Origin of the sequence: Cytophaga sp. FL35, from assembly GCF_014349235.1 — a bacterium.
GTDB lineage: Bacteria > Bacteroidota > Bacteroidia > Flavobacteriales > Flavobacteriaceae > Euzebyella.
Genome location: NZ_JACSOH010000007.1, coordinates 162,686 through 185,547, shown reverse-complemented (window position 1 = coordinate 185,547; position 22,862 = coordinate 162,686). Strand labels below are relative to the sequence as shown.

The 22,862-nt window shown below is 39.0% G+C and carries 18 protein-coding genes; 8 read left to right on the top strand and 10 right to left on the bottom strand.

The genetic code is table 11. The features are described 5' to 3' along the window. Positions 1–9: 9 nt before the first annotated feature. The 8 genes from lolA1 to nhaC form a co-directional block, all read right to left on the bottom strand. On the bottom strand, positions 10–660 hold the full coding sequence (lolA1, locus tag BIZ36_RS08160) for an outer membrane lipoprotein periplasmic chaperone LolA1 (RefSeq protein WP_187457392.1): 651 nt from the start codon (positions 658–660) through the stop codon (positions 10–12). A gap of 22 nt (positions 661–682) precedes the next feature. After that, on the bottom strand, positions 683–3,058 hold the full coding sequence (locus BIZ36_RS08155; protein ID WP_187457391.1) for a DNA translocase FtsK: 2,376 nt from the start codon (positions 3,056–3,058) through the stop codon (positions 683–685). A 218-nt stretch (positions 3,059–3,276) separates the two neighbouring features. After that, positions 3,277–3,645 carry a diacylglycerol kinase gene (locus BIZ36_RS08150; protein ID WP_187457390.1) on the bottom strand — a complete coding sequence of 123 codons (369 nt, stop codon included), beginning with the start codon at positions 3,643–3,645 and terminating at the stop codon, positions 3,277–3,279. Beyond that, the gene (tpx, locus tag BIZ36_RS08145; protein WP_187457389.1) at positions 3,638–4,144 is read right to left on the bottom strand and encodes a thiol peroxidase; all 507 of its coding nucleotides are present in this window, start codon (positions 4,142–4,144) and stop codon (positions 3,638–3,640) included. The genes BIZ36_RS08150 and tpx overlap by 8 nt, the downstream gene beginning before the upstream one ends. A 139-nt stretch (positions 4,145–4,283) precedes the next feature. Further along, positions 4,284–4,541, bottom strand: coding sequence for a DUF6952 family protein (locus BIZ36_RS08140; protein ID WP_187457388.1), 258 nt, complete (start codon positions 4,539–4,541; stop codon positions 4,284–4,286). After that, positions 4,522–4,836, bottom strand: a complete 315-nt coding sequence (locus BIZ36_RS08135; RefSeq protein ID WP_187457387.1) for a thioredoxin family protein — start codon at positions 4,834–4,836, stop codon at positions 4,522–4,524. Before BIZ36_RS08135 ends, BIZ36_RS08140 begins: the two co-directional genes overlap by 20 nt. Before the next feature lie 72 nt (positions 4,837–4,908). Beyond that, complete coding sequence (locus BIZ36_RS08130; protein WP_187457386.1) at positions 4,909–5,553, bottom strand: peroxiredoxin; 645 nt, start codon at positions 5,551–5,553, stop codon at positions 4,909–4,911. 241 nt (positions 5,554–5,794) lie between these two features. Beyond that, entirely contained in the window at positions 5,795–7,282 is a 1,488-nt protein-coding gene (gene nhaC / locus BIZ36_RS08125; protein ID WP_187457385.1) for a Na+/H+ antiporter NhaC, read from the bottom strand. Between the two features lie 134 nt (positions 7,283–7,416). Between nhaC and lpdA the strand changes: the two genes are divergently transcribed. Further along, positions 7,417–8,823, top strand: coding sequence for a dihydrolipoyl dehydrogenase (lpdA, locus tag BIZ36_RS08120; RefSeq protein WP_187457384.1), 1,407 nt, complete (start codon positions 7,417–7,419; stop codon positions 8,821–8,823). Positions 8,824–8,896: 73 nt separating this feature from the next. On the opposite strand, the gene BIZ36_RS08115 is transcribed toward lpdA, so the two are convergent. Then, positions 8,897–10,084, bottom strand: coding sequence for a heparan-alpha-glucosaminide N-acetyltransferase domain-containing protein (locus tag BIZ36_RS08115; protein ID WP_187457383.1), 1,188 nt, complete (start codon positions 10,082–10,084; stop codon positions 8,897–8,899). 140 nt (positions 10,085–10,224) lie between these two features. Between BIZ36_RS08115 and BIZ36_RS08110 the strand changes: the two genes are divergently transcribed. The 6 genes from BIZ36_RS08110 to BIZ36_RS08085 all read left to right on the top strand — a co-directional run bounded on the left by BIZ36_RS08110 (position 10,225) and on the right by BIZ36_RS08085 (position 19,510). Beyond that, positions 10,225–10,758 (top strand): NADPH-dependent FMN reductase, encoded by a 534-nt coding sequence (locus tag BIZ36_RS08110; RefSeq protein ID WP_187457382.1) that lies wholly within the window; start codon positions 10,225–10,227, stop codon positions 10,756–10,758. Positions 10,759–10,769: 11 nt separating this feature from the next. Then, complete coding sequence (locus tag BIZ36_RS08105) at positions 10,770–12,071, top strand: anthranilate synthase component I family protein (protein WP_187457381.1); 1,302 nt, start codon at positions 10,770–10,772, stop codon at positions 12,069–12,071. Between the two features lie 62 nt (positions 12,072–12,133). Next, the gene (gene tilS / locus BIZ36_RS08100) at positions 12,134–13,438 is read left to right on the top strand and encodes a tRNA lysidine(34) synthetase TilS (protein ID WP_187457380.1); all 1,305 of its coding nucleotides are present in this window, start codon (positions 12,134–12,136) and stop codon (positions 13,436–13,438) included. Further along, positions 13,438–15,399, top strand: a complete 1,962-nt coding sequence (locus BIZ36_RS08095; protein ID WP_187457379.1) for a protein-disulfide reductase DsbD family protein — start codon at positions 13,438–13,440, stop codon at positions 15,397–15,399. The genes tilS and BIZ36_RS08095 overlap by 1 nt, the downstream gene beginning before the upstream one ends. 160 nt (positions 15,400–15,559) lie before the next feature. Further along, positions 15,560–17,941 (top strand): penicillin acylase family protein, encoded by a 2,382-nt coding sequence (locus BIZ36_RS08090; RefSeq protein ID WP_187457378.1) that lies wholly within the window; start codon positions 15,560–15,562, stop codon positions 17,939–17,941. 33 nt (positions 17,942–17,974) lie between these two features. Then, the gene (locus tag BIZ36_RS08085; protein ID WP_187457377.1) at positions 17,975–19,510 is read left to right on the top strand and encodes a YifB family Mg chelatase-like AAA ATPase; all 1,536 of its coding nucleotides are present in this window, start codon (positions 17,975–17,977) and stop codon (positions 19,508–19,510) included. Between the two features lie 626 nt (positions 19,511–20,136). Here the strand turns inward: BIZ36_RS08085 and BIZ36_RS08080 are convergent. Continuing rightward, positions 20,137–21,222, bottom strand: coding sequence for a Gfo/Idh/MocA family oxidoreductase (locus BIZ36_RS08080; protein ID WP_187457376.1), 1,086 nt, complete (start codon positions 21,220–21,222; stop codon positions 20,137–20,139). Positions 21,223–21,768: 546 nt separating this feature from the next. On the opposite strand from BIZ36_RS08080, the gene BIZ36_RS08075 reads away from it, so the two are divergent. After that, positions 21,769–22,857, top strand: a complete 1,089-nt coding sequence (locus tag BIZ36_RS08075) for a M12 family metallopeptidase (protein ID WP_187457375.1) — start codon at positions 21,769–21,771, stop codon at positions 22,855–22,857. Positions 22,858–22,862: the final 5 nt, after the last annotated feature.

Sequence of the window (22,862 nt, the reverse complement as noted above, 5' to 3'; positions counted from 1 at the left end):
GCAGCGGGCTTAGTTTCTTATAATGTAGTAGCCGTCGTTTTCGTACTTGGCTTCGTCAAAAGTAAACAAGGTTTTTGACAAAGGCTGATTTGTTTTGAAAGTATTAACTGTAATTGTAGTGGTCGTGCCGTTTTTACCATTCTCAATAACCTTGTAGATATGTTTAGTTTCGGCATCTACACCCAATAAAATATCTTTTATCTCAGAATTGGAATCAATGGGAGTTAACTTGATAAACTGAATTTTTCTACCGTTTACATTTTGTAGAATGTCCATTTCGTAATTATGACCATCCCTATAAAATGTGAGCATTTTGGCAGGGGTAAGGGCATTGGCATCTTCTGATTTGTCTTCAATGGTCACCTCTTCATTCTCGGGAACAATGGTATAAACTTTAGACCCGTCATAAAGTTGGGTGGCTCCAAAAAAGTTACCAATGTATTTTTCTCCTTCCAAGGTTACATTGCCCCTGGTTTCTTGGTTGATTCCTGCTTCGGAGTTATTGAGAACATACTTAAAGTCGACTTCAATATTATCATAGCCCTTTACTTTAGTGTATACATCTTCTAATAAGGCCTTCGCTTTTTGCGAATTCTGTGCGTGTACAGATACGGTATTGATGCCTATAATAAGTGTAAGTGCGAGTAAAAATCTTTTCATTTTAAAATGCTTATTCTTTTTGTTATGATCCTTCATTACTTAATAAATGGTCCAGGGCCACCAAATCCGTAACCAAGACTTGACGAGCTTTGCTGCCTTCAAAGGGGCCTACAATACCTGCTGCCTCCAATTGGTCAATAATTCTTCCTGCCCTGTTATAACCTAACTTTAATTTTCTTTGGATGAGAGAGGCGGAACCTTGCTGTGCCGTAACAATGACTTCTGCAGCCTCACGGAACATGGCATCCCTATCCGCTATTTCATAATCAATACTTGTGCCAGACTCTTCTCCGGAATACTCCGGAAGTTCATGTGCTTCCGGGTATGCTCGCTGGGAGCCTATATATTCGGTAATCTTGTCAACTTCAGGCGTGTCTACAAAGGCACATTGTATACGTGTCACATCATTTCCTTGTGTGTAAAGCATGTCACCACGTCCAATTAATTGATCCGCACCTTGAGTATCCAAAATGGTTCTGGAATCGATTTTAGAGGTTACCCTAAAAGCAATCCGCGCAGGGAAATTAGCTTTGATAATACCCGTAATTACGTTTACTGAAGGTCTTTGAGTGGCTATTATCAAGTGAATGCCAATGGCACGGGCCAATTGCGCTAAACGGGCAATAGGCGTTTCAACCTCTTTACCTGCAGTCATGATCAAATCTGCAAACTCGTCAATGACCAGAACAATATAAGGAAGATATTTATGACCGTCATTAGGATTCAATTTACGGGCCTTAAATTTGGCATTGTATTCCTTAAGGTTACGAACCATGGCCGTTTTTAATAATTCATAGCGGTTATCCATTTCAATACACAGACTGTTGAGCGTATTGATTACTTTGGCATTGTCCGTTATAATGGCCTCTTCACTATCCGGAAGCTTGGCCAAAAAGTGTCGCTCTATTTTATTGTAAATGGACAGTTCTACCTTTTTGGGGTCAACTAAGATAAACTTAACTTCTGCCGGATGTTTTTTGTAAAGCAAGGAAGTTAATACGGCATTTAGTCCAACGGATTTACCTTGACCTGTAGCACCCGCCATCAAAAGGTGTGGCATTTTTGCCAAATCAACCACAAAAGTCTCGTTACTAATGGTTTTTCCAAAAGCAATAGGTAACTGCATCTCGGCTTTTTGGAACTTACTGGAAGCAATGACGGAACGCATAGAAACAATGCTCGCATTTTTATTGGGCACTTCTATACCAATGGTTCCTTTTCCAGGTATGGGAGCGATAATCCTAATACCAAGGGCGGCCAAGGACAATGCGATATCATCTTCCAAATTTTTGATTTTGGAAATTCTGATACCTGCCTCTGGAACAATTTCATAAAGCGTGACCGTTGGTCCAATAGTAGCCTTTATCTGTGAGATCCCAATTTTGTAGTTTTTAAGGGTCTCTACAATTTTATTTTTATTTTCCTCAAGTTCCTCTTGGTTGATGGTAATCCCTCCTGTAGCACCATGCTGGTCCAACAATTCTATGGTTGGAAATTTATAGTTGCCTAATTCTAGGGTAGGATCAAATTCTCCAAAATCCTCCACGAGTTTATCGGCAATATTGTCCTTTTCTTCTTTTTCCTCTACTATTTTCTCTACCTCCATGCTCAACTGTTCCTCTTCTTCCTCTACGGGAACGGTCACTTCAAAATCATCCTTGGCGGTTTCTTCCTTTTTAAGTGAGGGAATGTCTTTTTTATGGGTATACGTATCAATTACCACAGGAGTTTCGTCCTCAGGTTCCAAGTAGGTTTCTTCCTCTACATTTTCATCTACTACAGTAGTGGATGCGGTACTTTTCTGTGCCGATTTTTCTTTTTTGGCAAATACTTTTGCAATACCTTCCGGGGTAAGTTTAAAGAAACGAACCAAAATAAAAACCAGTCCAAAAAGCAGTATCAGCACCGTTCCAATAGTACCGGTATAATCTTGAAGAAAATCGTTCATTTCGTAACCTATCAGACCACCCAGTAGCGGCTGGGTTTCAGCAATGAACCCTAAAGCCAACGAAATCCAAATCATAAAAATTAGCCCCCATATCCACTTTTTGAGCAGTCCCTTTTTTTCCATGTTCAAAAAGAGATAAAGGCCTGTTATGCAAAGCAGCACCGTAAAAATAAGGGATGCCAATCCAAATCCTTTATACACAAAAAAGTGACTAACGGCGGCGCCAAATTTATTCAATAGGTTCTTGGCCTGTTCATTGCGGTCCCCAAATTCCGATAAAAGACTTTGGTCATCTTGCCATGTAAAATAATAGGATACAAAGGAAAAGAACAATGCCATACTGAACAGTATCAAGAGACTGCCCAGAATTATGGTATTCTGTTTAGATGGCTTTAAGCTCATCTTTTTAGAAGCCGGTTTTTTCTTGGTGGTTGTTTTCTTCTTCGCCATTAGTGTATTACGCTGGGTGCAAAAATACGTATTACGAACATTCTTAAAAGAAGAATCCTTAAAGTCTTTTCAACGAATGTTAAATGGAATATAATCAAGACTATAGCTGTGATTCCGCTAGAAAAATAAAAATACATACAGTGTTCAATTTAAAAAAGGCATCTTTAAATTAGAAACTGCAACGAAAAAGAAATATTGTTTTTAGTGAGGGGATCTTATTAAAAGATTTTTGGAATATAAATGATAAGTCCAACAACAATGGCCCCAATGGACACTAACATTACGGCACCGGCCGAAACATCCTTAATAAAGCCAATTCGCTTATCAAATTCCGGATGAACAAAATCACATATTTTTTCAATGGCCGTATTGGCGCCTTCTACGCCAACTACCATACTAATGGCGAGTACTTGAAGAATCCATTCCGTAGGGGATATTTGAAAATAGAAACCAGCAATGGTAACCAATACGGCAAGGGCCACCTGTATTTTTATGCTTGCTTCCGTTCGAATTAAAAGTAGGGCTCCACGCAAAGCGAAGCCCACACTTTTTACTCTGTTTTCTATAAAAGATTCTTCTTTATGCATCTGCCAATGCCTCTAAAGCGGCTTTGTAATTGGGCTCATCAACGGTTTCCGGAACTTGTTCAGAATAGATGACCTTCCCATTTTCATCCAAAACCACTACCGATCTAGAAAGTAATGCCTGCAAGGGCCCGTCCGTAAAGGATAGTTTATAGGCCTCACCAAAACTTCCGTCTCTAAAATCGCTTAACATTTCTACATTATCGATTCCTTCGGCACCACAAAATCTAGCTTGGGCAAACGGAAGGTCTTTTGAAATGCAAAGAACGACGGTATTCTCCAATTCGGCAGCCTCTTCATTAAACTGCCTTACAGATTGTGCGCAAGTACCAGTATCAACACTTGGGAAAATATTCAGGACGACTCTTTTTCCAGCATAATCAGATAAAGAAGCGGTAGAAAGATCATTTTTTACCAAACTAAAAGCCGGAGCAGTGCTGCCGTTTTCGGGTAAATTACCCAAAGTATGTATTTCGTTTCCTTTTAAGGTTACTGTAGCCATTTGTTTTAAAATTTAGATTGATGGTGAAATTATAAAAATTAAAGATGAATAGATATAAGATAATGTTATAAAATAGCAATGGCCGGTAATTTATAAACTACCGGCCATCTTATCTTTTACAGAAAACATTTTGGCTTCCTTACGAATCTATAGAACCCATGACTCTTTGCATAAATTCATTTAAGGCTTCTTTTTGGGGCTTTCCTTGTTTTATGGAATTGTTGACCTCAATGGCCCCGTACATATTGGAAATAAGTTCTCCTATAGTATCTAGCTCCTCGTCCTTTAAAGAAGATACTTCCGTAAGAGCTTCCAAGGTTTCTATCGTTTCAATAACGTAGTCCTCGTCATTTTCTTGAATGAAATTTGTCAAATGCTTAATTACTGGCAACTTCATTGATCAAGTCTTTTAAAACATCATATTTATTGGTCTGAACCTGATTCTTAAATTCACCATTGGAGAAGGTGGCAAATGTAGGCAAGTTATCAACCGTAGCTAACTTTCTACTTTCTGGAAATTTTTCAGCATCAGCAATAATAAAAGTAAAATCTTCATGAGCCGCTGCTTCCTTCTTGAATTTTGGTTTCATGATTCTACAGTTACCACACCAGCCGGCAGAGTATTGAACCACTACATTTTTTTTCTCGGCTATGATTTCCTGAAGATTGTCTTTTTCTAATTCAACTACCATTGTATAGGGTTTAGGATTTGTAAAATGCGCCTTGGCCTAAAGACCAAGGCGTTTTCAATAAATCTGTACTAATTAGTTTGCGTGAGTAGCAAGGTATTCTGCAACCCCTTTTCTATCAGCGGTCATTGCTTCTTTACCTTCTTCCCAGTTTGCCGGACAAACCTCGCCTTTTTCCTGAACGTGCGTATACGCATCGATCAATCGTAAGTACTCATTTACGTTTCTTCCTAAAGGCATGTGGTTGATACCTTCGTGGAAAACGGTACCTTCCTCGTCAATAAGGTAGGTGGCGCGATAGGTCACGTTGTCTCCTTCAACGGTTACAACACCTGTTTCTTCATCGTACTCTTCATTGGTGATGTCCAAAATACCCAAAGTTGAGGCCAAGTTTCTATTGCTATCTGCAATAAGTGGATATGTTACTCCTTCAATTCCTCCATTGTCCTTATCGGTGTTCAGCCAAGCAAAGTGAACTTCGGCAGTGTCACAAGAAGCACCAATTACCAAAGTATTTCTTTTCTCAAACTCTCCTAAAGCCGCTTGAAAAGCGTGAAGTTCTGTTGGGCAAACAAATGTGAAATCTTTTGGGTACCAGAACAATACCACTTTTTTATTGTTTTTTTGGGCTTCCTCCAAAACATTGATTTTGAAAGTGTCTCCCAAATCGTTCATTGCATTTACACTAAGGTTTGGAAATTTTTTTCCTACTACTGCCATATCAGTTAAATTTTTGTGATTTCTATTTGAGCCAAAATTACATTGATATTGCCGATAAGCAATAATTGAAAACATTAATAAAACCTATATGTTGATAGTATTTATGAATGCTCTGAGCCTATTGTGGAGAATGTTAAAAAGGACGTATTAATTGGTGTTCTAATTTGTTAAATTGACAAATTTATAAGGCATAAAAAATCAATTTGCTAAATCGGGTTTTGAAAAAAAAATCAGAAATATTTTAGGTAGGAATTTTGGCGACCAATTGTTTGATTTTTATTCCCAGTGCTGCAAATAGGAGAGTAGTTATGGGACTTAGCCAATTAAAAATAGCGTAGAGGGCGTACTCTGCTGTTCCAACCCCTAAAACTCCACTATGATAGGCTCCACAGGTATTCCAAGGAATTAAAACGGAGGTGACCGTACCCGAGTCTTCCAAGGTTCTACTCAAATTTTCAGGAGCCAAACCTTTGTCCTCATAGGCCTTTGAGAACATTTTACCTGGTACAACAATGGCTAGATATTGATCGGACGCCGTTACGTTTAGTGCAAGACAACTACCAACGGTACTGGCAAATAACCCAAAAGTAGACTTCGCCAAGCTTAATAATGATTTGGTAATGCGGTCCAAAGCACCAATTCCGTCCATTACGCCACCAAAGACCATAGCGCAGACAATTAACCAAATAGTTCCTAACATACCTGCCATTCCACTAGCCGAAAATAGGTCGTTAAGGGCATCATTGTCGGTTGGTATTGCAATATCTACGGTTATTGCTTTCATTATTCCTTTATAGCCAGATTCCAGGGTCAATGCGTCAGCATTGGTTATTCCTGCAACAATGTCCGGTTGAAAAATCAAAGCGAACAAACCACCCAACAGCGTGCCAATCATTAAAGCACCAAGGGGTGGGGTTTTTTTTACAATCAGGAAAATAACAATAATAGGAACTATAAATAACCAGCCATTGATGGTAAATGTGGCATCAATGGAATTTAGGAGCGAATCTACTTCTGCTGCTCCGCTGGTTTCTATGTTCAGTCCTATAATAATAAAAACCAAAAGTGTAACCAATATGGTAGGTACGGTGGTGTAGAGCATGTATTTAATATGTTCGAACAGTTCACCACCGGCCATGGCTGGTGCCAAATTCGTCGTATCGCTCAAGGGTGAAAGTTTATCACCAAAATAAGCCCCTGAAAGTACGGCCCCTGCGGTCGTTCCCAAAGAAACACCTAAAGCCTCACCAATGCCAATTAGGGCAATACCTACGGTGGCGGAAGTTGTCCAGCTACTACCCGTTGCCACTGAAATAATTGCGCATATAATAACACAGGCGGCCAAGAAAATCGTCGGATTCAAGATTTGTAGGCCGTAGTAGATCATTGCGGGGATAATACCACTTACCAGCCAAGTACCTGCCAGTGCTCCTACCATTAAAAGTATAAGAAGGGCACCCGTGGTGGAACGGATATTTTCTGCCACCTCGGCTATCATCTGTTGGTAGGTAATCTTGTTTAAAAAACCTACAATGGCCGCGACCGTACCCCCCAGTAATAAAATGAACTGATTGGATCCACTCAGCGCATCGTCCCCAAAAACATACACATTATATGCCAGCATGGCCACCAGTGCGATTACGGGAATGAGGGCCTCTAGAATACTTAACTCCTTGTTTGCTACTATATTCTCGTTCTCTCTGTGGTCTTCTCCGGTACTTTGCTGCATGTATATTGACTTTTGCTACAGCGTAATATTACAATTTTAGCCAGCTTTGTGCAACTAGATTGTATTATTGGGCTTATGGTTCGCCAAAAAAGAAATAAGTCTTAATTTTGTTATCTTAAAACAAAGAAAAACTTATGAGTCAATATGATGTGGCCATTATCGGTTCAGGACCTGGAGGATATGTAGCGGCCATTAGATGTGCCCAATTGGGTATGAAAACCGCAATAATAGAAAAATATAGCACCTTGGGAGGTACATGTCTAAATGTTGGCTGTATTCCATCAAAAGCCCTTTTGGATTCTTCTCACCATTTTGAAGATGCCGTAAATCATTTTGATGCCCATGGAATTGAAATCTCGGGTGAGGTAAAGGTAGATTTGGAGAAAATGATCGCCCGTAAACAGGGGGTAGTGGACCAAACTACCAAAGGTATCGAGTTTTTGATGGACAAAAATAAGATTGAAGTCTTTGAAGGTGTGGGAAGTTTTAAGGATTCCACACATATCAATATTAAAAAAGCCGACGGATCTACAGATACGATTGAAGCCAAAAATACCATTATTGCCACTGGTAGTAAGCCATCTACGCTTCCGTTCATAAAGTTGGACAAGGAAAGAATCATCACTTCTACTGAAGCCTTAAAGCTAAAAGAAGTTCCTAAACATCTCATTATAATTGGAGGAGGAGTAATTGGTCTGGAACTTGGTCAAGTTTATAAAAGATTGGGTGCAGATGTTACCGTGGTTGAGTATATGGACCGCATTATTCCTACAATGGACGGAGCGTTGAGCAAAGAATTGACCAAAGTCCTTAAAAAGCAAAAAGTAAAATTCGCCCTGTCACATAAGGTGAAATCGGTTGAAAGAAGTGGTGATGCCGTAATTGTAAAGGCCGATGATAAAAAAGGTCAGGAGGTTGAGTTTAAGGGTGATTATTGTTTGGTTGCCGTTGGCCGAAGACCTTTTACAGAAGGTTTAAATGCCGAAGCTGCGGGCGTTAAAATTGATGAAAGAGGTAAAATTGAGGTTAATGACCATTTGCAGACTTCCACCTCCAATATATATGCCATTGGGGATGTCATACGGGGAGCTATGCTAGCCCATAAGGCAGAGGAAGAAGGTACTTTGGTGGCCGAGCAATTGGCAGGTCAAAAACCTCATATAGATTACAATTTAATTCCTGGAGTGGTCTATACTTGGCCAGAGGTGGCTGCTGTTGGTAAAACCGAAGAGGAACTTAAGGAAGCCGGTATTGCTTATAAATCAGGCCAATTTCCAATGAGGGCTTTAGGTAGGTCTAGGGCTAGTATGGATTTGGACGGATTTGTTAAAATTCTTGCCGATAAGGAAACGGACGAAGTCTTGGGGGTGCATATGATTGGTGCCCGTTGTGCGGATTTGATAGCGGAGGCTGTTACGGCCATGGAATTTAGGGCTTCTGCCGAAGATATTTCTAGAATGAGCCATGCGCATCCAACCTTTGCCGAAGCTGTTAAAGAGGCTGCCCTGGCGGCAACGGAAGATCGTGCTTTACATGTGTAAATCTAACATATACAGTTAATCTAAAACTAAAAACCCTGGCATTGCCGGGGTTTTGTTTATTATACGCTTTTTGTTATCTGGATTTGGCCAAGCCAAATCTTCTCAGAAATCGCTTAAAACGCGGTTTGGCAAATTCGTAAAGGCTTTTTGAACCTATTTCAATTTGGTCAATGACAAATTGGGACCCTTTTGCAATCTGAAGTTGGATCTCAGCCTTGTTCCTTTCGTATTGAAGTGCACTATATGTACAGATGAACATAAAAGCTACCGCTCCGGGTATGACCATGAAAGGATTTAGTTGGTGGTGAAAAAACCGATAAAGCCCAAGGCCCGTAAAACTACCATAAAGGATAATAAAATGCACCACATAAATGGATAAGGTGCTTTGGCCTATCTTCAAAACAGTGCTGTTTTGCAACCATCTTCTCAATAACATAAAAAGGGCCAAAACCAAAAAAACATCCCCAAGTCTAATAAATAGATAGTTGTTGTAATAAACATCGGCAAATAAGCGGATACCCGTAGCTTCGGAAATATTTAAAAATAAAGGGGAGGAGTACGTAATGAGCGTCCATCCAACTACAACAAAACAAGGAATAGCCATATGGTAGAAGTATGTAGCCGATTTAAATCTGGTAAAAACCAAGGACAGGGCTGCTCCAATTGAGGCATAACCAAACCAAGGTATTATTGTGAAAACCGAGCCATTGGCTTTCGTGAGATAATTGGCAATGGCATCTGGCAATAAGCTAAAAGCAAATTGTTTATATAAGGGCTCAAACAGGAATAAAAAGAGTGTAATCACTGTCAAAACCGTACCAAAAACATAATTTTTTCTTTTGATAGTGAGCAGATAGATACCAATAATCCCAAGTAAGGAAAGGCCAATGCAATGCAAGACGTCTACTAAATAAAAGGAACTATAAATTTGACCCTGCAACAAGCCCATGAAATTGGTACGTAACAAGTACCCAATAAAGAGGAGTTCCAAACCTCGTTTAATTCCCTTTTTTACCCTGTGATTTTGAAAACCTTTTTGGTCACTTTTAATGAGCAGGTACGTAAAGATAAACCCTGATACCGTGAAAAATACTGGGGCCGTAATCCCCCTAAAATATTTCCATATGGAATAAAGAGCATTGGAATCGTCTCTATAATCAACAGAAAGTAATCCATCCACAAAATGGCCTTGAAGCATCATAAGTATGGCCCAAGCCCTTATAGCATCGATAAAATAGAGTCTGTTAGTATTGTTCTGCACTTAGCGTTGTATAATTTGATAGCACCCTATATACTTGTAAAACAGTAGTTTCGGATGTTTCCTTGAGCAAAATTAGATAAAATACTCGCAAATCAATTGTATTTGCTATATTTTCGCTAAATCACATATTTATCTTCGTTATGGCTAAGATTTTAGCATTTGCGGGAAGCAATTCTTCCCAATCCATTAATTATAAATTAGTAAAGCATACGGTTGAGGATATTGAAGGCCATGATGTACAGTTATTAAATTTGGCAAATTTTCCTTTTCCCATGTACAGTGAGGATTTTGAAAAGGAGAATGGATATTCCAACTCCATGATCGAGCTTAAAGATGATATTAGTGCCGCTGATGGACTTATTATCTCCGTAAATGAGCATAACGGTAATCCTTCCGCTTATTTTAAGAACCTTTTGGATTGGCTTTCAAGGTTGGAGCGTAATTTTATGCAGGACAAACCGGTATTTTTGATGTCTACAGCCTCTGGCAAGCGTGGAGGTATGGGTGCAATTGCTGTTATTCAAAGTCTATTGCCTCGTTTTGGTGCCGAGGTGGTATCCACTTTTACGCTTCCCCTGTTCAAGGAAAATTTAGGCGATGGGAAGAAAATTTTGGATTCGGATTTGGCAGCGAAACATCAAGAGGCCCTAGAATCCTTTCTTGGTAAATTATAAAAATTTTCTTTTTGCGTATTACCAGGTCATTCTCGCTAAAGAAAACGCAAGAATTCAAGGATAAACTACTTCATTGGTCAAGAGATTATGAAGAGGTACTTTGGTTAGATAGCAATAACCATGTAACTGATTATGGTTCATTTGAGGTCCTTTTAGCCGTGGACGCATTAACCTCTATACAAACCGATTATTTAGACGCATTCCAGAAGCTGGAAGAGTATAGAAGGGAGACCAATGATTGGGTTTTTGGATATCTTTCCTACGATTTAAAAAACGACCAAGAAAATCTTTGTTCTAAAAACCATGATGGCGCAGGCTTTCCTGAGATGTACTTTTTTCAGCCCAAAAAGCTTATTTGGGTCAAAGCGGGCCACATCCATTTTAGTTACCTAAAGGTAGTGGAAGATGAGCTTCTTTCCGATTTTGAAGCAATTAATGGAATTCGGCTTAAGAAGGAAAAAGTCTTTGAGGTCAAAAATGATGTTCATATAAAACTTAGAATGTTCAAAGACGAATATTTTAAGCAAGTCAATTCGCTTCTTAGTCACATTCACCGAGGAGATATATACGAAGCCAATTTTTGTCAGGAGTTCTTTGCTGAAAATACCCATTTAGATACTCTAGAAACTTACAAGCGTCTTAATAGCATATCTCATGCACCCTTTGCCTGTTATTTAAGAATTTTGGACAACTATTTACTTTGTGCCTCTCCGGAAAGATATTTGAGAAAAAGAGGCGATGAGGTAATATCTCAGCCAATAAAGGGTACTGCCAAACGCTCCAAGGATTTTTTGGAAGATGATAAGCTTAAAAAGAAATTGCAAGAAGATGAAAAAGAGCGTGCCGAAAACATAATGATAGTTGATCTAGTGCGTAATGACTTGGCCAAACATGCGGTAAGGGGAGGGGTAGCGGTTGAGGAACTTTGCGAGATCTATACCTACGAACAAGTACATCAGATGGTCTCTACGGTATCAGCCCAAGTGAAAGAAGGTGTAAGCCCCGTAGCTATTCTTAGGGATTCATTTCCTATGGGAAGCATGACGGGAGCTCCAAAAATATCCGCAATGAAACTTATTGAGTCCCATGAAAACTTCAAAAGGGGATTGTACAGCGGTGCAGTAGGATACTTTGATCCGGATGGGAATTTTGATTTTAATGTAGTGATACGCAGTATTATTTATCAAGAGTCCAAAAAATACGTGTCTTTTTCAGTAGGTAGTGCCATAACGGCAAAGGCCATTCCTGAAAAAGAGTATGAAGAATGTTTGTTGAAGGCGAAGGCAATGAGACAAGTATTGGAAAATGGTTGATGGTGCCACCTTTAAAAGCTAAATAAAAATTAGGCTTTGCTATCTTTTGTATCTTTGCCGCCATGTTCGAGGCCTTCAAAAATCATATTGAAATTAACTTTCCGCATCTTAAAAAAAAGCCATCTCTATTGGCATGTAGTGGGGGCGTTGATAGCATGGTATTGGCCTATTTATTCTGCAAGTTAAAACTGCCGGTTGTATTGGCCCACTGTAATTTTAAGCTCAGGGGAGAAGCTAGTGATGGAGATGAAAAATTGGTGAAGGATTTTGCTACTTCAAGTAATATAAAATTTGTGTCAACTTATTTTGATACAATTGGTTATATAAACCAAAATAAAGTGTCGCTTCAAGTAGGTGCAAGGGAGTTGAGGTACAATTGGTTTACGAAGGTGCTGAAAGAAGAGCATTTGGAAACCTTGGTTACTGCCCATCATGCAGACGATAACCTTGAGACCTTTTTAATCAATCTTTCTCGGGGTACAGGTTTGGACGGCCTTACTGGAATTCCTGAAAAAACGGAGTCGATTTCCAGACCATTGCTTCCTTTTTCTAGAATTGAAATTTTGGAATTTGCCAAACAACACGCTCTCTCTTGGAGAGAAGATGCTAGTAATAAAGAGACCAAGTACCTGCGGAACCAAATTAGGCATGATTTGGTCCCTTTGCTAAAAGACCTTAGTCCTTCCTTCTTGGAGAATTTTAGAAAGACTCAGTTTTTTTTAAACCAATCTGCTGATATATTGAATGATAGATTGTATTATCTAAAGAAAAAGTTGTTTGTGGTGGAGGAGGAAAGTACCAAGGTGAAGGTGGAGAATTTGCTGGACTTACATCCCTTGGAAGGGTATTTGTATCACCTGTTTAATGAATATGGCTTTACTACAACCAGGGATTTAGTTCAACTTACAAAATCTGACTCCGGTAAAGAATTGCAATCCAAAACCCATCGTTTGCTAAGGAATCGAGAGCATCTTATTTTAAAGAAAATAGATGATGCAGTGAATAATAGTTACTTGATAGCTGAGGATGCACGATTGATTTCTGAGCCCATCTCTATGAAGATGGAATTAGTGAGGGAAATGAAACAAAAAGGGCGTAATGTACTTTATGTGGATAAAAATTCGTTAAAGTACCCCCTAGAAGTAAGACAATGGGAAAATGGCGACTATTTTTACCCGTTCGGGATGAAGGGAAAGAAAAAAGTATCCAAATTTTTTAAGGACGAAAAGTTGAGTCGGTTTAAAAAGGAAAAGCAGTGGCTTCTTTGCTCCGATAATAAGATAGTTTGGATAGTGGGTTTAAGAGGGGATGACCGCTTTAAAGTCACGGATTCAACCAAGGAAATTTTAAAATTTAGCTTAGATTAATGCATAAGATACTTTTATTTATTTCATTGTTTTTTAGTTTATTGCCTGTTTTTTCTCAAACGGATGAGAATCCAGTTGTTTTTGAAACGGAGGTAAACAAGATGTCAGAAAGTGAATATGAGCTTGTCATAGAAGCGACCATTTATGAAGGTTGGCATGTGTATTCCCAAAAGACAGCTGAGGGCGGTTCTCTTCCTAGTGAGTTTGTTTTCAAAGAGGCCGGTACGGACTATGTATTAGTAGGGCCAACTACTGAAAGTGAAACCATCACTGAGTATAGCGACATATTTGAGGTAGATGAGACGTTTTTCAAGGAAAAGGCCATTTTTACACAAAAAATAAAATTACTTGACAATAGTGTTAATCAAATTGACGTCAATCTATTTTATCAGGTCTGTAAGGAGGTTTGTATTCCAGTGGATCATGATTTTACCTTCGTTTTGGATGGCGGGGTAGCCGTTAAGGATGAACAGGAAATAGATGATAGAAGCAAAGAGTTGGCTTCTTCACTTCGTCTTGATTTAAAAAACAAAGATCTCTTAAAGGGAGCCGGAGAGGTTTCAGAATCAGGTTCAGGTTTATGGGTGGTTTTTGGATTGGGTTTTCTTGGCGGTCTCATCGCCCTGTTGACTCCTTGCGTGTTTCCTATGATTCCGTTGACCGTATCTTTCTTTACCAAACACTCGGAAAAACGTTCAAAAGGTATTGCAAATGCTCTATTGTACGGTTTTTTTATCGTGCTTATCTATTTTTTGTTAAGCCTACCTTTTCATTTGTTTGATTCGGTTGATTCACAAATACTTAACACCATAGCAACAAACATTTGGTTGAACCTAATTTTCTTTCTGGTTTTTATCTTTTTTGCATTTTCTTTCTTTGGGTATTATGAGTTGACCTTGCCAAGTTCTTGGGCTAATAAAATGGATGCTGCATCCACAAAGATAGGTGGGGGAATAGGAATTTTTTTTATGGCCGTTACCTTGGCAATTGTATCCTTTTCTTGCACCGGACCTATTTTGGGCGGTTTGCTGGGGAGTACAGTTTTGGAAGAAGGAGATGTGGCTTTTAACCTAAGTGCGGGTATGACGGGATTTGGTCTCGCCTTGGCGCTGCCTTTTGCATTGTTCGCCCTTTTTCCGGCTTGGCTCAATTCCTTGCCCAAGTCAGGTGGCTGGATGAATACCGTAAAGGTGGTTCTTGGATTTTTAGAATTGGCCTTGGCCCTAAAATTTTTAAGCAATGCCGATATGGTAGGCAATTGGGAGATTTTAAAAAGGGAAATATTCTTAGGAATTTGGATAGTGTTGTTTGTATTGATGACCTTGTACCTATTAGGGTTTTTTCGTTTTCCACATGACGGACCAAAACAAAAACTTTCTGTACCAAGAATAACGCTTGCTATGGTAAGTGCTGGAATTTCAGTGTATCTTATTCTTGGCTTGCTTGGCATTTCAAATTTAAAGATGTTGAGCGGTTTTCCGCCACCTTCTTTTTATAGTGTATTTGAAACGGAAAGCGACTGCCCCCTTGGATTGGACTGCTATAAAGACTTTAATGCTGGATGGGAAGTCGCTAGGAAAGAAAACAAACCTATTTTATTGGATTTTACGGGTTGGGCCTGTGTCAACTGCCGCAAGATGGAAGAAAACGTTTGGAGCGAACCTGATATTTTTTCAATCATCAATGAAGATTACATTTTAATTTCACTTTATGTAGATGATCGGAAAGAACTTCCGGAAAATCAGCAATTCAACTTTAAATTTGATTCGGGAAGGGTAAAAAGTATAGAGACCATAGGGCAGAAGTGGGGAACGTTCCAGACCATCAATTTTAATGCGGCATCGCAACCCTATTATGTTTTGCTTTCCCCAGATCTGGAAGTTTTAAATGAGGCTGTGCAATATACTGATGCCGAAACCTATGAAAAATGGTTGAAACAAGGGCTTACCAAAATACCTTGATTACTGGCTTTATCAAGACAAATAGTTGAACTGTATACGCTGAACAAATTAGTTTGTCCCGCATTCTTTTTTTGAATGGGTAGAAAACAAAAGTTGTAAGGTATTTTTATTATTTCTACTTAAAGAGTAACTTCAACCAAGTAAGTTTAAACTCTTTCCCTTGAAAAAATTTATTTGGATTTTCTTAGGCCTAATAGTTTTCTTGTTGTTTGCTTTTTTGATTTTCGGCTATAGCCTAAAGCCTAAATATAGTGGTACCCAAAACCTTTCTGGACTATCAAAGGAGGTTACGGTACATTATGACCTCTACGGTATTCCGCATATATATGGAGCTAATGAAAAAGATGCTTTTAAGGCCCTAGGCTATGTACATGCTCAAGACCGACTTTGGCAAATGGAATTGTTGCGTAGAATTGGTAGTGGTGGACTATCAGAACTATTTGGCAAAGATTTGATAGGAACGGATAAATTTTTTCTCGCATTGGGAATTGATGACGCCTCCAAAGAAGTAGTTTCCCAATTAAACTCTCAAGATATTGGGGTGCAACTAACCCAGGCCTATTTGGATGGCATCAACCAGTTTTTGGATAAAGGACCTACACCTATTGAGTTTTACCTTACTGGAATTGAGAAACGCCCTTTTGAAATTAAGGATGTATATAATATCATGGGGTATATGGCCTTTAGTTTTGCCATGGCTCACAAGACGGATCCTTTATTGTCAGAAATCAATAATCGCTTAGGGCCTGAATATTTAAAGGATTTAGCTGTCCATAGCGATACTTCCACGGTTTGGTTACAAAATAACCCACATCAATCTTACGATATTGCTACGGATAACTTGACAGCCAATGTTTTTGAATCCTTGGAACAGCTAAATATTCCACTTTTTGAAGGAAGTAATAGCTGGGTTCTGGGGCCTAAAAAAACTAAAAAAGGTAAAGTTATTTTTGCGAATGATCCGCATATTGGATTTTCCCAACCCTCAGTTTGGTATGAAGCTCATGTAGTTTCTCGGGAGTATGAAAAATATGGATACCATATCGCCGGGCTACCCTTTCCTCTTTTGGGTCACGATAGAAATTTGGCCTATGGTATGACCATGTTTGAAAATGATGATGTCGATTTTTATAAAGAGGAAATCCATCGAACGGACAGTACCAAGTACCGATACAAGGGCACTTGGCAGTCATTTAAAACAGTAAAAAAAAGAATAAAGGTTAAGGACTCGGCTACCATCAATTTTTCATATAACGTAACTAAACGTGGCCCCGTTTTAAATGGTATTGCCGATCAAATCAAAGGAAACGAGCCAATTTCTATGTGGTGGGTATATACCCAAGGGGAGAACAAGATTATGGACGCTCTGTATAGTTTGTCCCATTCAAACAACATAAATGATTTTAGGGAAGGGCTTAAGAATATTCACGCACCCGGATTGAATATTATGTATGGAGATGCACAAGATAATGTGGCTTGGTGGGCCAGTGCTCAATTGTATCACATACCGGATTCTGTAAATACCAAAATGGTTTATGCGGGCAATAACTATTTGGATGATGAGAAGCAATATTTGGATTTTAACCAAAATCCGCAATCGGAAAATCCACCGGCCGGTTACGTCTATTCGGCCAACAATCAACCGGACAGTATTGCCGGCATGTTATATCCCGGGTATTATCTGCCAGAAGACAGGGCACGAAGGATAACAGAGTTGTTGGATGCCAAGAATGACTGGAGTGCAGAAAATGTTCAGACCATGATCAATGATGTAACCTCTCCGGTTGATAAAGGGATTTTAGAGACTTTGCTAGGTAATTTAGAGATTTCTAGTTTGTCAGAAAAACAACAAAAGGCGATTAATCAGCTTAAGGAGTGGGATGGAACCTATGATTTAAAAAATACCAATGCTATATTATACCATCGGTGGACATATAATCTACTGAAGGCAATTTTTTTAGACGAATTGGGTCAAGAGTCATTTGATGGATTGATGTCCACTCATTTAATTAAAAGAAGTATAGCGCCGCTTTTTTCAAATCCTAAATCGGTTTGGTGGAATAATATTGAGACAGAAGAAAAAGAAACTGCCAGCCAATTAATTAATGCCGCTTTTAAACAGTCGTACCAAGATTTAGTAGAAACGCATGGTGAAAATAAGGATGAATGGACTTGGAGTAAATTTCATCTGCTTGAGCACGGTCACCCAATTGGTCAGGTAGAGACTTTACGAAGTTATTTCAACGTGGGGCCATTTTCTGTAAAAGGTTCTAGGGAGGTTATTAATAACCTATTCTTCCCGTATACTGATGAGGAAAATTATAAGGTCAGCTCCGGACCATCCACAAGACGGGTTATTGATTTTTCCGATATTGAAAATAGTAAAAGTATACTGCCAACTGGACAATCCGGAAATCCGTTAAGCGAACACTATAAGGATCAGGCTGAAATGTATATCAACGGAGAATTTAGAAAAATGATGATGAACAAAGAGGAAATTGAAACAACATCCAAGTCCGTCTTAATTCTAAAACCTGAGTAAAATTTCGGAATCCAACCGTTTAAATAAATTAATATGCTTATAAAAGTTTATGGGAGCGCTGTATTTGGAGTGGAAGCCACAACTATTACCTGTGAAGTAAATGTAGATACGGGCGTTGGCTACCATTTGGTGGGGCTGCCCGATAATGCAATCAAGGAAAGTAACTACCGTATTGCTGCCGCTTTGCTAAATAATGGATATAGAATACCGGGAAAGAAAATAACGCTTAATCTAGCTCCCGCAGATTTGCGAAAAGAGGGGTCTTCCTATGACCTTACATTGGCTATGGGAATTTTGGCAGCTTCCGGACAGATCAAATGTGAGCATATAGAAAAATATATTATCATGGGGGAGCTTTCCTTAGACGGAAGTCTTCATCCCATAAAAGGGGCTTTGCCAATCGCTATAAAAGCTAGGGAAGAGGGCTTTGAGGGTTTTATTTTGCCAAAGGAGAACGCTAAGGAGGCCGCTATTGTTTCAGATGTGAAGGTATACGGGGTGGAGAATATTTCTGAAGTCATCAAATTTTTTGACAAAGGAGAGCCTTTGGAACAGACTATTGTGGATACTAGGGAGGAATTTTATAAAAATCTGGACTTCCCGGAGTTTGATTTTGCGGATGTGAAGGGTCAGGAAAGTATAAAACGGTGCATGGAAATTGCCGCTGCAGGTGGGCATAACATCATTTTAATAGGACCTCCGGGGGCGGGAAAGACCATGCTGGCCAAACGGTTGCCTTCAATCTTACCACCTATGACCTTGCATGAGGCATTGGAGACTACAAAAATCCATAGTGTGGTAGGTAAGCTGAAAAATTTGGGATTGATGAGTCAAAGACCTTTTAGAAGTCCCCATCACACCATCAGTTCTGCTGCATTAGTAGGTGGCGGTAGTTATCCACAACCGGGAGAAATTTCATTATCGCATAATGGAGTTTTGTTCTTGGATGAACTTCCGGAATTTGAACGTAGGGTTTTGGAGGTGATGCGCCAACCTATGGAAGATAGGGAAGTAACAATATCAAGGGCTAGGTTTACGGTTACCTACCCCAGTAGTTTTATGCTGGTGGCAAGTATGAATCCCAGTCCGGGAGGGTATTTTAATGATCCTGATGCTCCGGTTACTTCTTCACCGGCTGAAATGCAACGGTATTTAAGCAAAATTTCCGGGCCTTTACTAGATCGTATCGATATACATATAGAAGTAACCCCTGTGCCCTTTGAAAAATTATCGGATGATAGAAAAGGGGAGAGCAGTGTGGATATTAGAAAAAGGGTGACAGTGGCACGGGAATTACAGACACTTAGATTTCAAGAGCTTGAAAATGTTCATTACAATGCCCAAATGAACACCAAGCAAATTAGGGAATACTGCAAATTGGATGAGCCATCCAAGGAGCTGCTGAAAAATGCTATGGAGCGACTAAATCTTTCCGCAAGGGCGTATGACAGAATATTGAAGGTGGCTAGAACAATAGCGGACTTGGATAATTCCGAGGTTGTTATTGGCAGTCATATAGCAGAAGCAATTCAGTATAGGAGCTTGGATAGGGAAGGCTGGTTGGGGTAAGGTCAAATAAAAACCCACTTTTTTAGAAAAGTGGGTTACAATTTTTTAAACGCTAAAATTAACGTTCAATATCTTTCATGATTCTAATGAACAACTGGCGTTCTTCTTCTAATCTTCGCAGTGCCTGTAGGATAACTTTCATCTTAGTTCGGGTTTTAGATGTGCGCCAAATATAAGGTGTAAGATTAAATATCTAGATAAAATACATTTTTTTTCGATGAAATGCACTATAAAATTTCGATAACAAAAAAACCGCAGCCCTTAAGGCTGCGGCATGATAAAAAGACTAAGTGTAAAACAGTGGTATTTCCTAATTACGGTATCACCCTACACCAGGTGCAATTGTATTTACCGAAATACGACTGTCATAACTACTTTAAAAAGGATAACTGTAAATTAGAAAAACAGTCATCGCAATAATAAACACAATATTAAACGCCACGTAGATGTAGGTAAGTTTGTCTTTAAATTTCATGTCTAATGTGTCTCATTTTCAGTAACGAATTTACCTACTAACTTTCATTGAAACACATAGAAAAACCCCAATATTTTGAGGGAATAATCCTAAATAAATTGGGGTTTTGTGAAAAATTAGATATAAAAAACTGAAATACAGATATTTACGACTATAGTTTTATCAATTCATTATTTTTGGCAGACTTATAAACTGCTTCTACAACCCGAATATCCCTTAAACCTTCTTCACCCGGTACCAATAGATCGGTACCGTTGATAAGGGAAAGCGCATCATCATCCATTTGCTTTGCTTGTTGGTTATCTATGGGGAAATCAATAATCGTTCCGTTGGACATCTCTCCATTGTTGCCATTGTAAGAAGAGTGAGGCTTCATTCTAATCCACCCTTTTTCATAATTAATATTTAGGTAATTCATGTTGATCCCAAAGCTTGTATGGCAAGAAGCTCTTGCTCCACTTGGGAACTCTAACTGAAACATAGCCGTTTCTTCCACTTCGTGATAGATTTCTGGTCGGGTAGTGAATGTTTGTGCCAATACTGATATAGGCTCTTCACCGGTAGCCAATCGAGCCCCTTGTAAGGCATAAACGCCCATATCTCCCATAACTCCTCCACCTAACGCTTTGTTTTGTTTCCAATGATCGGTCCTTCCATCAAAATAGCCCGCTGCAGAGGTAATCATCTTAACTTTCCCAAAAGTTTTTTCCTTGGCAGCTTTCATATAGGCTTGGATATTGGGGTCATGCTGACATCTATATCCAATAGCCAGTTTAACATTGTTGTCTTTACAGGCCTTTATCATAGATTCACATTCAGCAACCGTTGGGGCCATGGGTTTTTCACACCATACATGTTTACCCGCTTTGGCGGCCCTTATGGTATATTCCGCGTGCATGGAGGGAGGTAGAACTACGTAGACAACATCTATGTCCTTGTTATTTGCAATTTGATCAAAATTGTCATAGTTGTATATATTTTTGTCCTTTATGCCATATTTGTCTTGCCAAACAGGAATTTTTTCAGGACTTCCCGTGACTATTCCCCTTAATTCACAATGTTGGGTCATTTGAAGTGCAGGTGCAAGTAAATCTGTACTATAGTAACCCAGACCTACAAGGGCAACACCTAATTTCTTGTTTTGTGGATGGGTGGCGGACCATAGTGTGCTGGGTGCAAATGCCGTAGAGGCAGCAACAAGTCCTGTTGCTTTTAAAAAAGAGCGTCTATTTTTCATTTGTATAGTTTAAAGTTCTGTTGAATGAAGGGAAGAAATTACAACAAGAAATTTAATAAACCAACAAAGTAATAAGAGGCTTATCACTTTTAATCCATTAATTGAGAAGCCTTTGTAGATGATGCTTAGGGGACTGTCTTAAAAAAAATGATGTAAATGGACCAAACAAAACAGGCGGCACAAAGAATATAAACTATGTAATCATTAGGGGTTGTATTTTCCTTCATAACGGCTTCTTTTTAGTATAACGTTTTTGAGAGGAGGGGCTTTGTAAAAAATCGTGCAAAGGTCTTTTATTTCGTTGAAGGTGTATAATTGATATGCTGTTTCAGTGATTTGCAATCTTAGACCTTATTTAATCATATGATTCTGAAGGTTAACCACTTACTTATGTTTGTGAGCTAGAATTTTTTAAGCTTGATGAAGTGTTAAATAGCACTGCTTACCGTAGTTTATACATAAATTCCTACTTACCGTACAATTTTTATTTTACTAATTGCATCTAATAGTAATTTCATATACCAGAATTGTAAAGATATAGATCAAATGAATGAACAATTAAACAATAGGTATTGCAATCTTCCAAAGATGCCCGAAAGAGAATTTGCAGTGCCCGTGGGGCCTATGAGAATGGAAGCTATTTTAATCATGGCAAAGAAATGGGTGAATGGCACTGTCTTGAAGTACGCCTTTTTTGAAGGAGATAATTTTTTTACCACGCTGACTGACAATACAGGCAATCAGACCAAGGTATTTTGGAGAGGCACGGATGAAGAAAAACAAGCAGTTAGAAATGCTTTTGCAAAATGGAAATCACACCAAATAGGTCTTGAGTTTGAAGAGACCGAGGATATTTTAGATTCCATCATTCGTATAGGATTTGCAAAAGGTGAAGGTTCATGGTCTTATGTAGGTAGGGATTGTTGGGATATTCCAAAAGAACAAAGAACCATGAATTTTGGATGGGATATTGTTTCGGACGAAGATACCATTCTTCATGAAATAGGTCATGCCATGGGGTTTCCGCACGAGCACCAAAACCCAAAGGCAGGAATAGTATGGGATGAAGAGGCGGTTTATAATTCATTGGCTGGACCTCCTAATTTTTGGTCACGAGACAAAACTTTTCATAACATCATTAGAAAAATTGCTCCGGATGAGGTACAAGGTTCAAGTTGGGACCCCAACTCCATCATGCATTATCCGTTCGGCCCAAATATGATTTTGTCTCCAGAGGAATTTCAGGTAGGACTATCACCGGAAGACGGCCTATCGGATAGGGATATAGCCTGGGTCAAACAGTTTTATCCTAAGTTGGACCGTAGGACTTTCTTAGAATTAAAAGCTTTTCATTCTGAGATTATTTCACTAGCTGCCGGAGGGCAGATCAATTTAGAGTTTTCTCCGGATGAAACACGAAATTTTACCATCCGTACTTTTGGTGTTATGGATACAGTAATGGTGCTTTCGGAGGTTATGGACAATGAAAGTCTTTATATAGCGGGAGATGATGATAGTGGGGAAGACAGAAATTCTGTAATCACCCAAAAAATGATAAAAGGAAAAAAATACCTAATCAATATTCGCTTATACTATAAAACCAGTGCGGGAGATACCTGTGTGATGGTGTATTAGAGTTT

Excerpts from the sequence above, each read along its gene's own strand:
- BIZ36_RS08150 (WP_187457390.1), bottom strand. The coding sequence starts at position 3,645 with ATGCATAAAGAAGAATCTTTTATAGAAAACAGAGTAAAAAGTGTGGGC.
- tpx (WP_187457389.1), bottom strand. The coding sequence starts at position 4,144 with ATGGCTACAGTAACCTTAAAAGGAAACGAAATACATACTTTGGGTAAT.
- BIZ36_RS08095 (WP_187457379.1), top strand. The coding sequence starts at position 13,438 with ATGCATAAGATACTTTTATTTATTTCATTGTTTTTTAGTTTATTGCCT.
- BIZ36_RS08075 (WP_187457375.1), top strand. The coding sequence starts at position 21,769 with ATGAATGAACAATTAAACAATAGGTATTGCAATCTTCCAAAGATGCCC.
- lolA1 (WP_187457392.1), bottom strand. The coding sequence starts at position 660 with ATGAAAAGATTTTTACTCGCACTTACACTTATTATAGGCATCAATACC.
- BIZ36_RS08080 (WP_187457376.1), bottom strand. The coding sequence starts at position 21,222 with ATGAAAAATAGACGCTCTTTTTTAAAAGCAACAGGACTTGTTGCTGCC.
- lpdA (WP_187457384.1), top strand. The coding sequence starts at position 7,417 with ATGAGTCAATATGATGTGGCCATTATCGGTTCAGGACCTGGAGGATAT.
- tilS (WP_187457380.1), top strand. The coding sequence starts at position 12,134 with ATGTTCGAGGCCTTCAAAAATCATATTGAAATTAACTTTCCGCATCTT.
- BIZ36_RS08140 (WP_187457388.1), bottom strand. The coding sequence starts at position 4,541 with ATGAAGTTGCCAGTAATTAAGCATTTGACAAATTTCATTCAAGAAAAT.
- nhaC (WP_187457385.1), bottom strand. The coding sequence starts at position 7,282 with ATGCAGCAAAGTACCGGAGAAGACCACAGAGAGAACGAGAATATAGTA.
- BIZ36_RS08110 (WP_187457382.1), top strand. The coding sequence starts at position 10,225 with ATGGCTAAGATTTTAGCATTTGCGGGAAGCAATTCTTCCCAATCCATT.
- BIZ36_RS08135 (WP_187457387.1), bottom strand. The coding sequence starts at position 4,836 with ATGGTAGTTGAATTAGAAAAAGACAATCTTCAGGAAATCATAGCCGAG.
- BIZ36_RS08130 (WP_187457386.1), bottom strand. The coding sequence starts at position 5,553 with ATGGCAGTAGTAGGAAAAAAATTTCCAAACCTTAGTGTAAATGCAATG.
- BIZ36_RS08085 (WP_187457377.1), top strand. The coding sequence starts at position 17,975 with ATGCTTATAAAAGTTTATGGGAGCGCTGTATTTGGAGTGGAAGCCACA.
- BIZ36_RS08155 (WP_187457391.1), bottom strand. The coding sequence starts at position 3,058 with ATGGCGAAGAAGAAAACAACCACCAAGAAAAAACCGGCTTCTAAAAAG.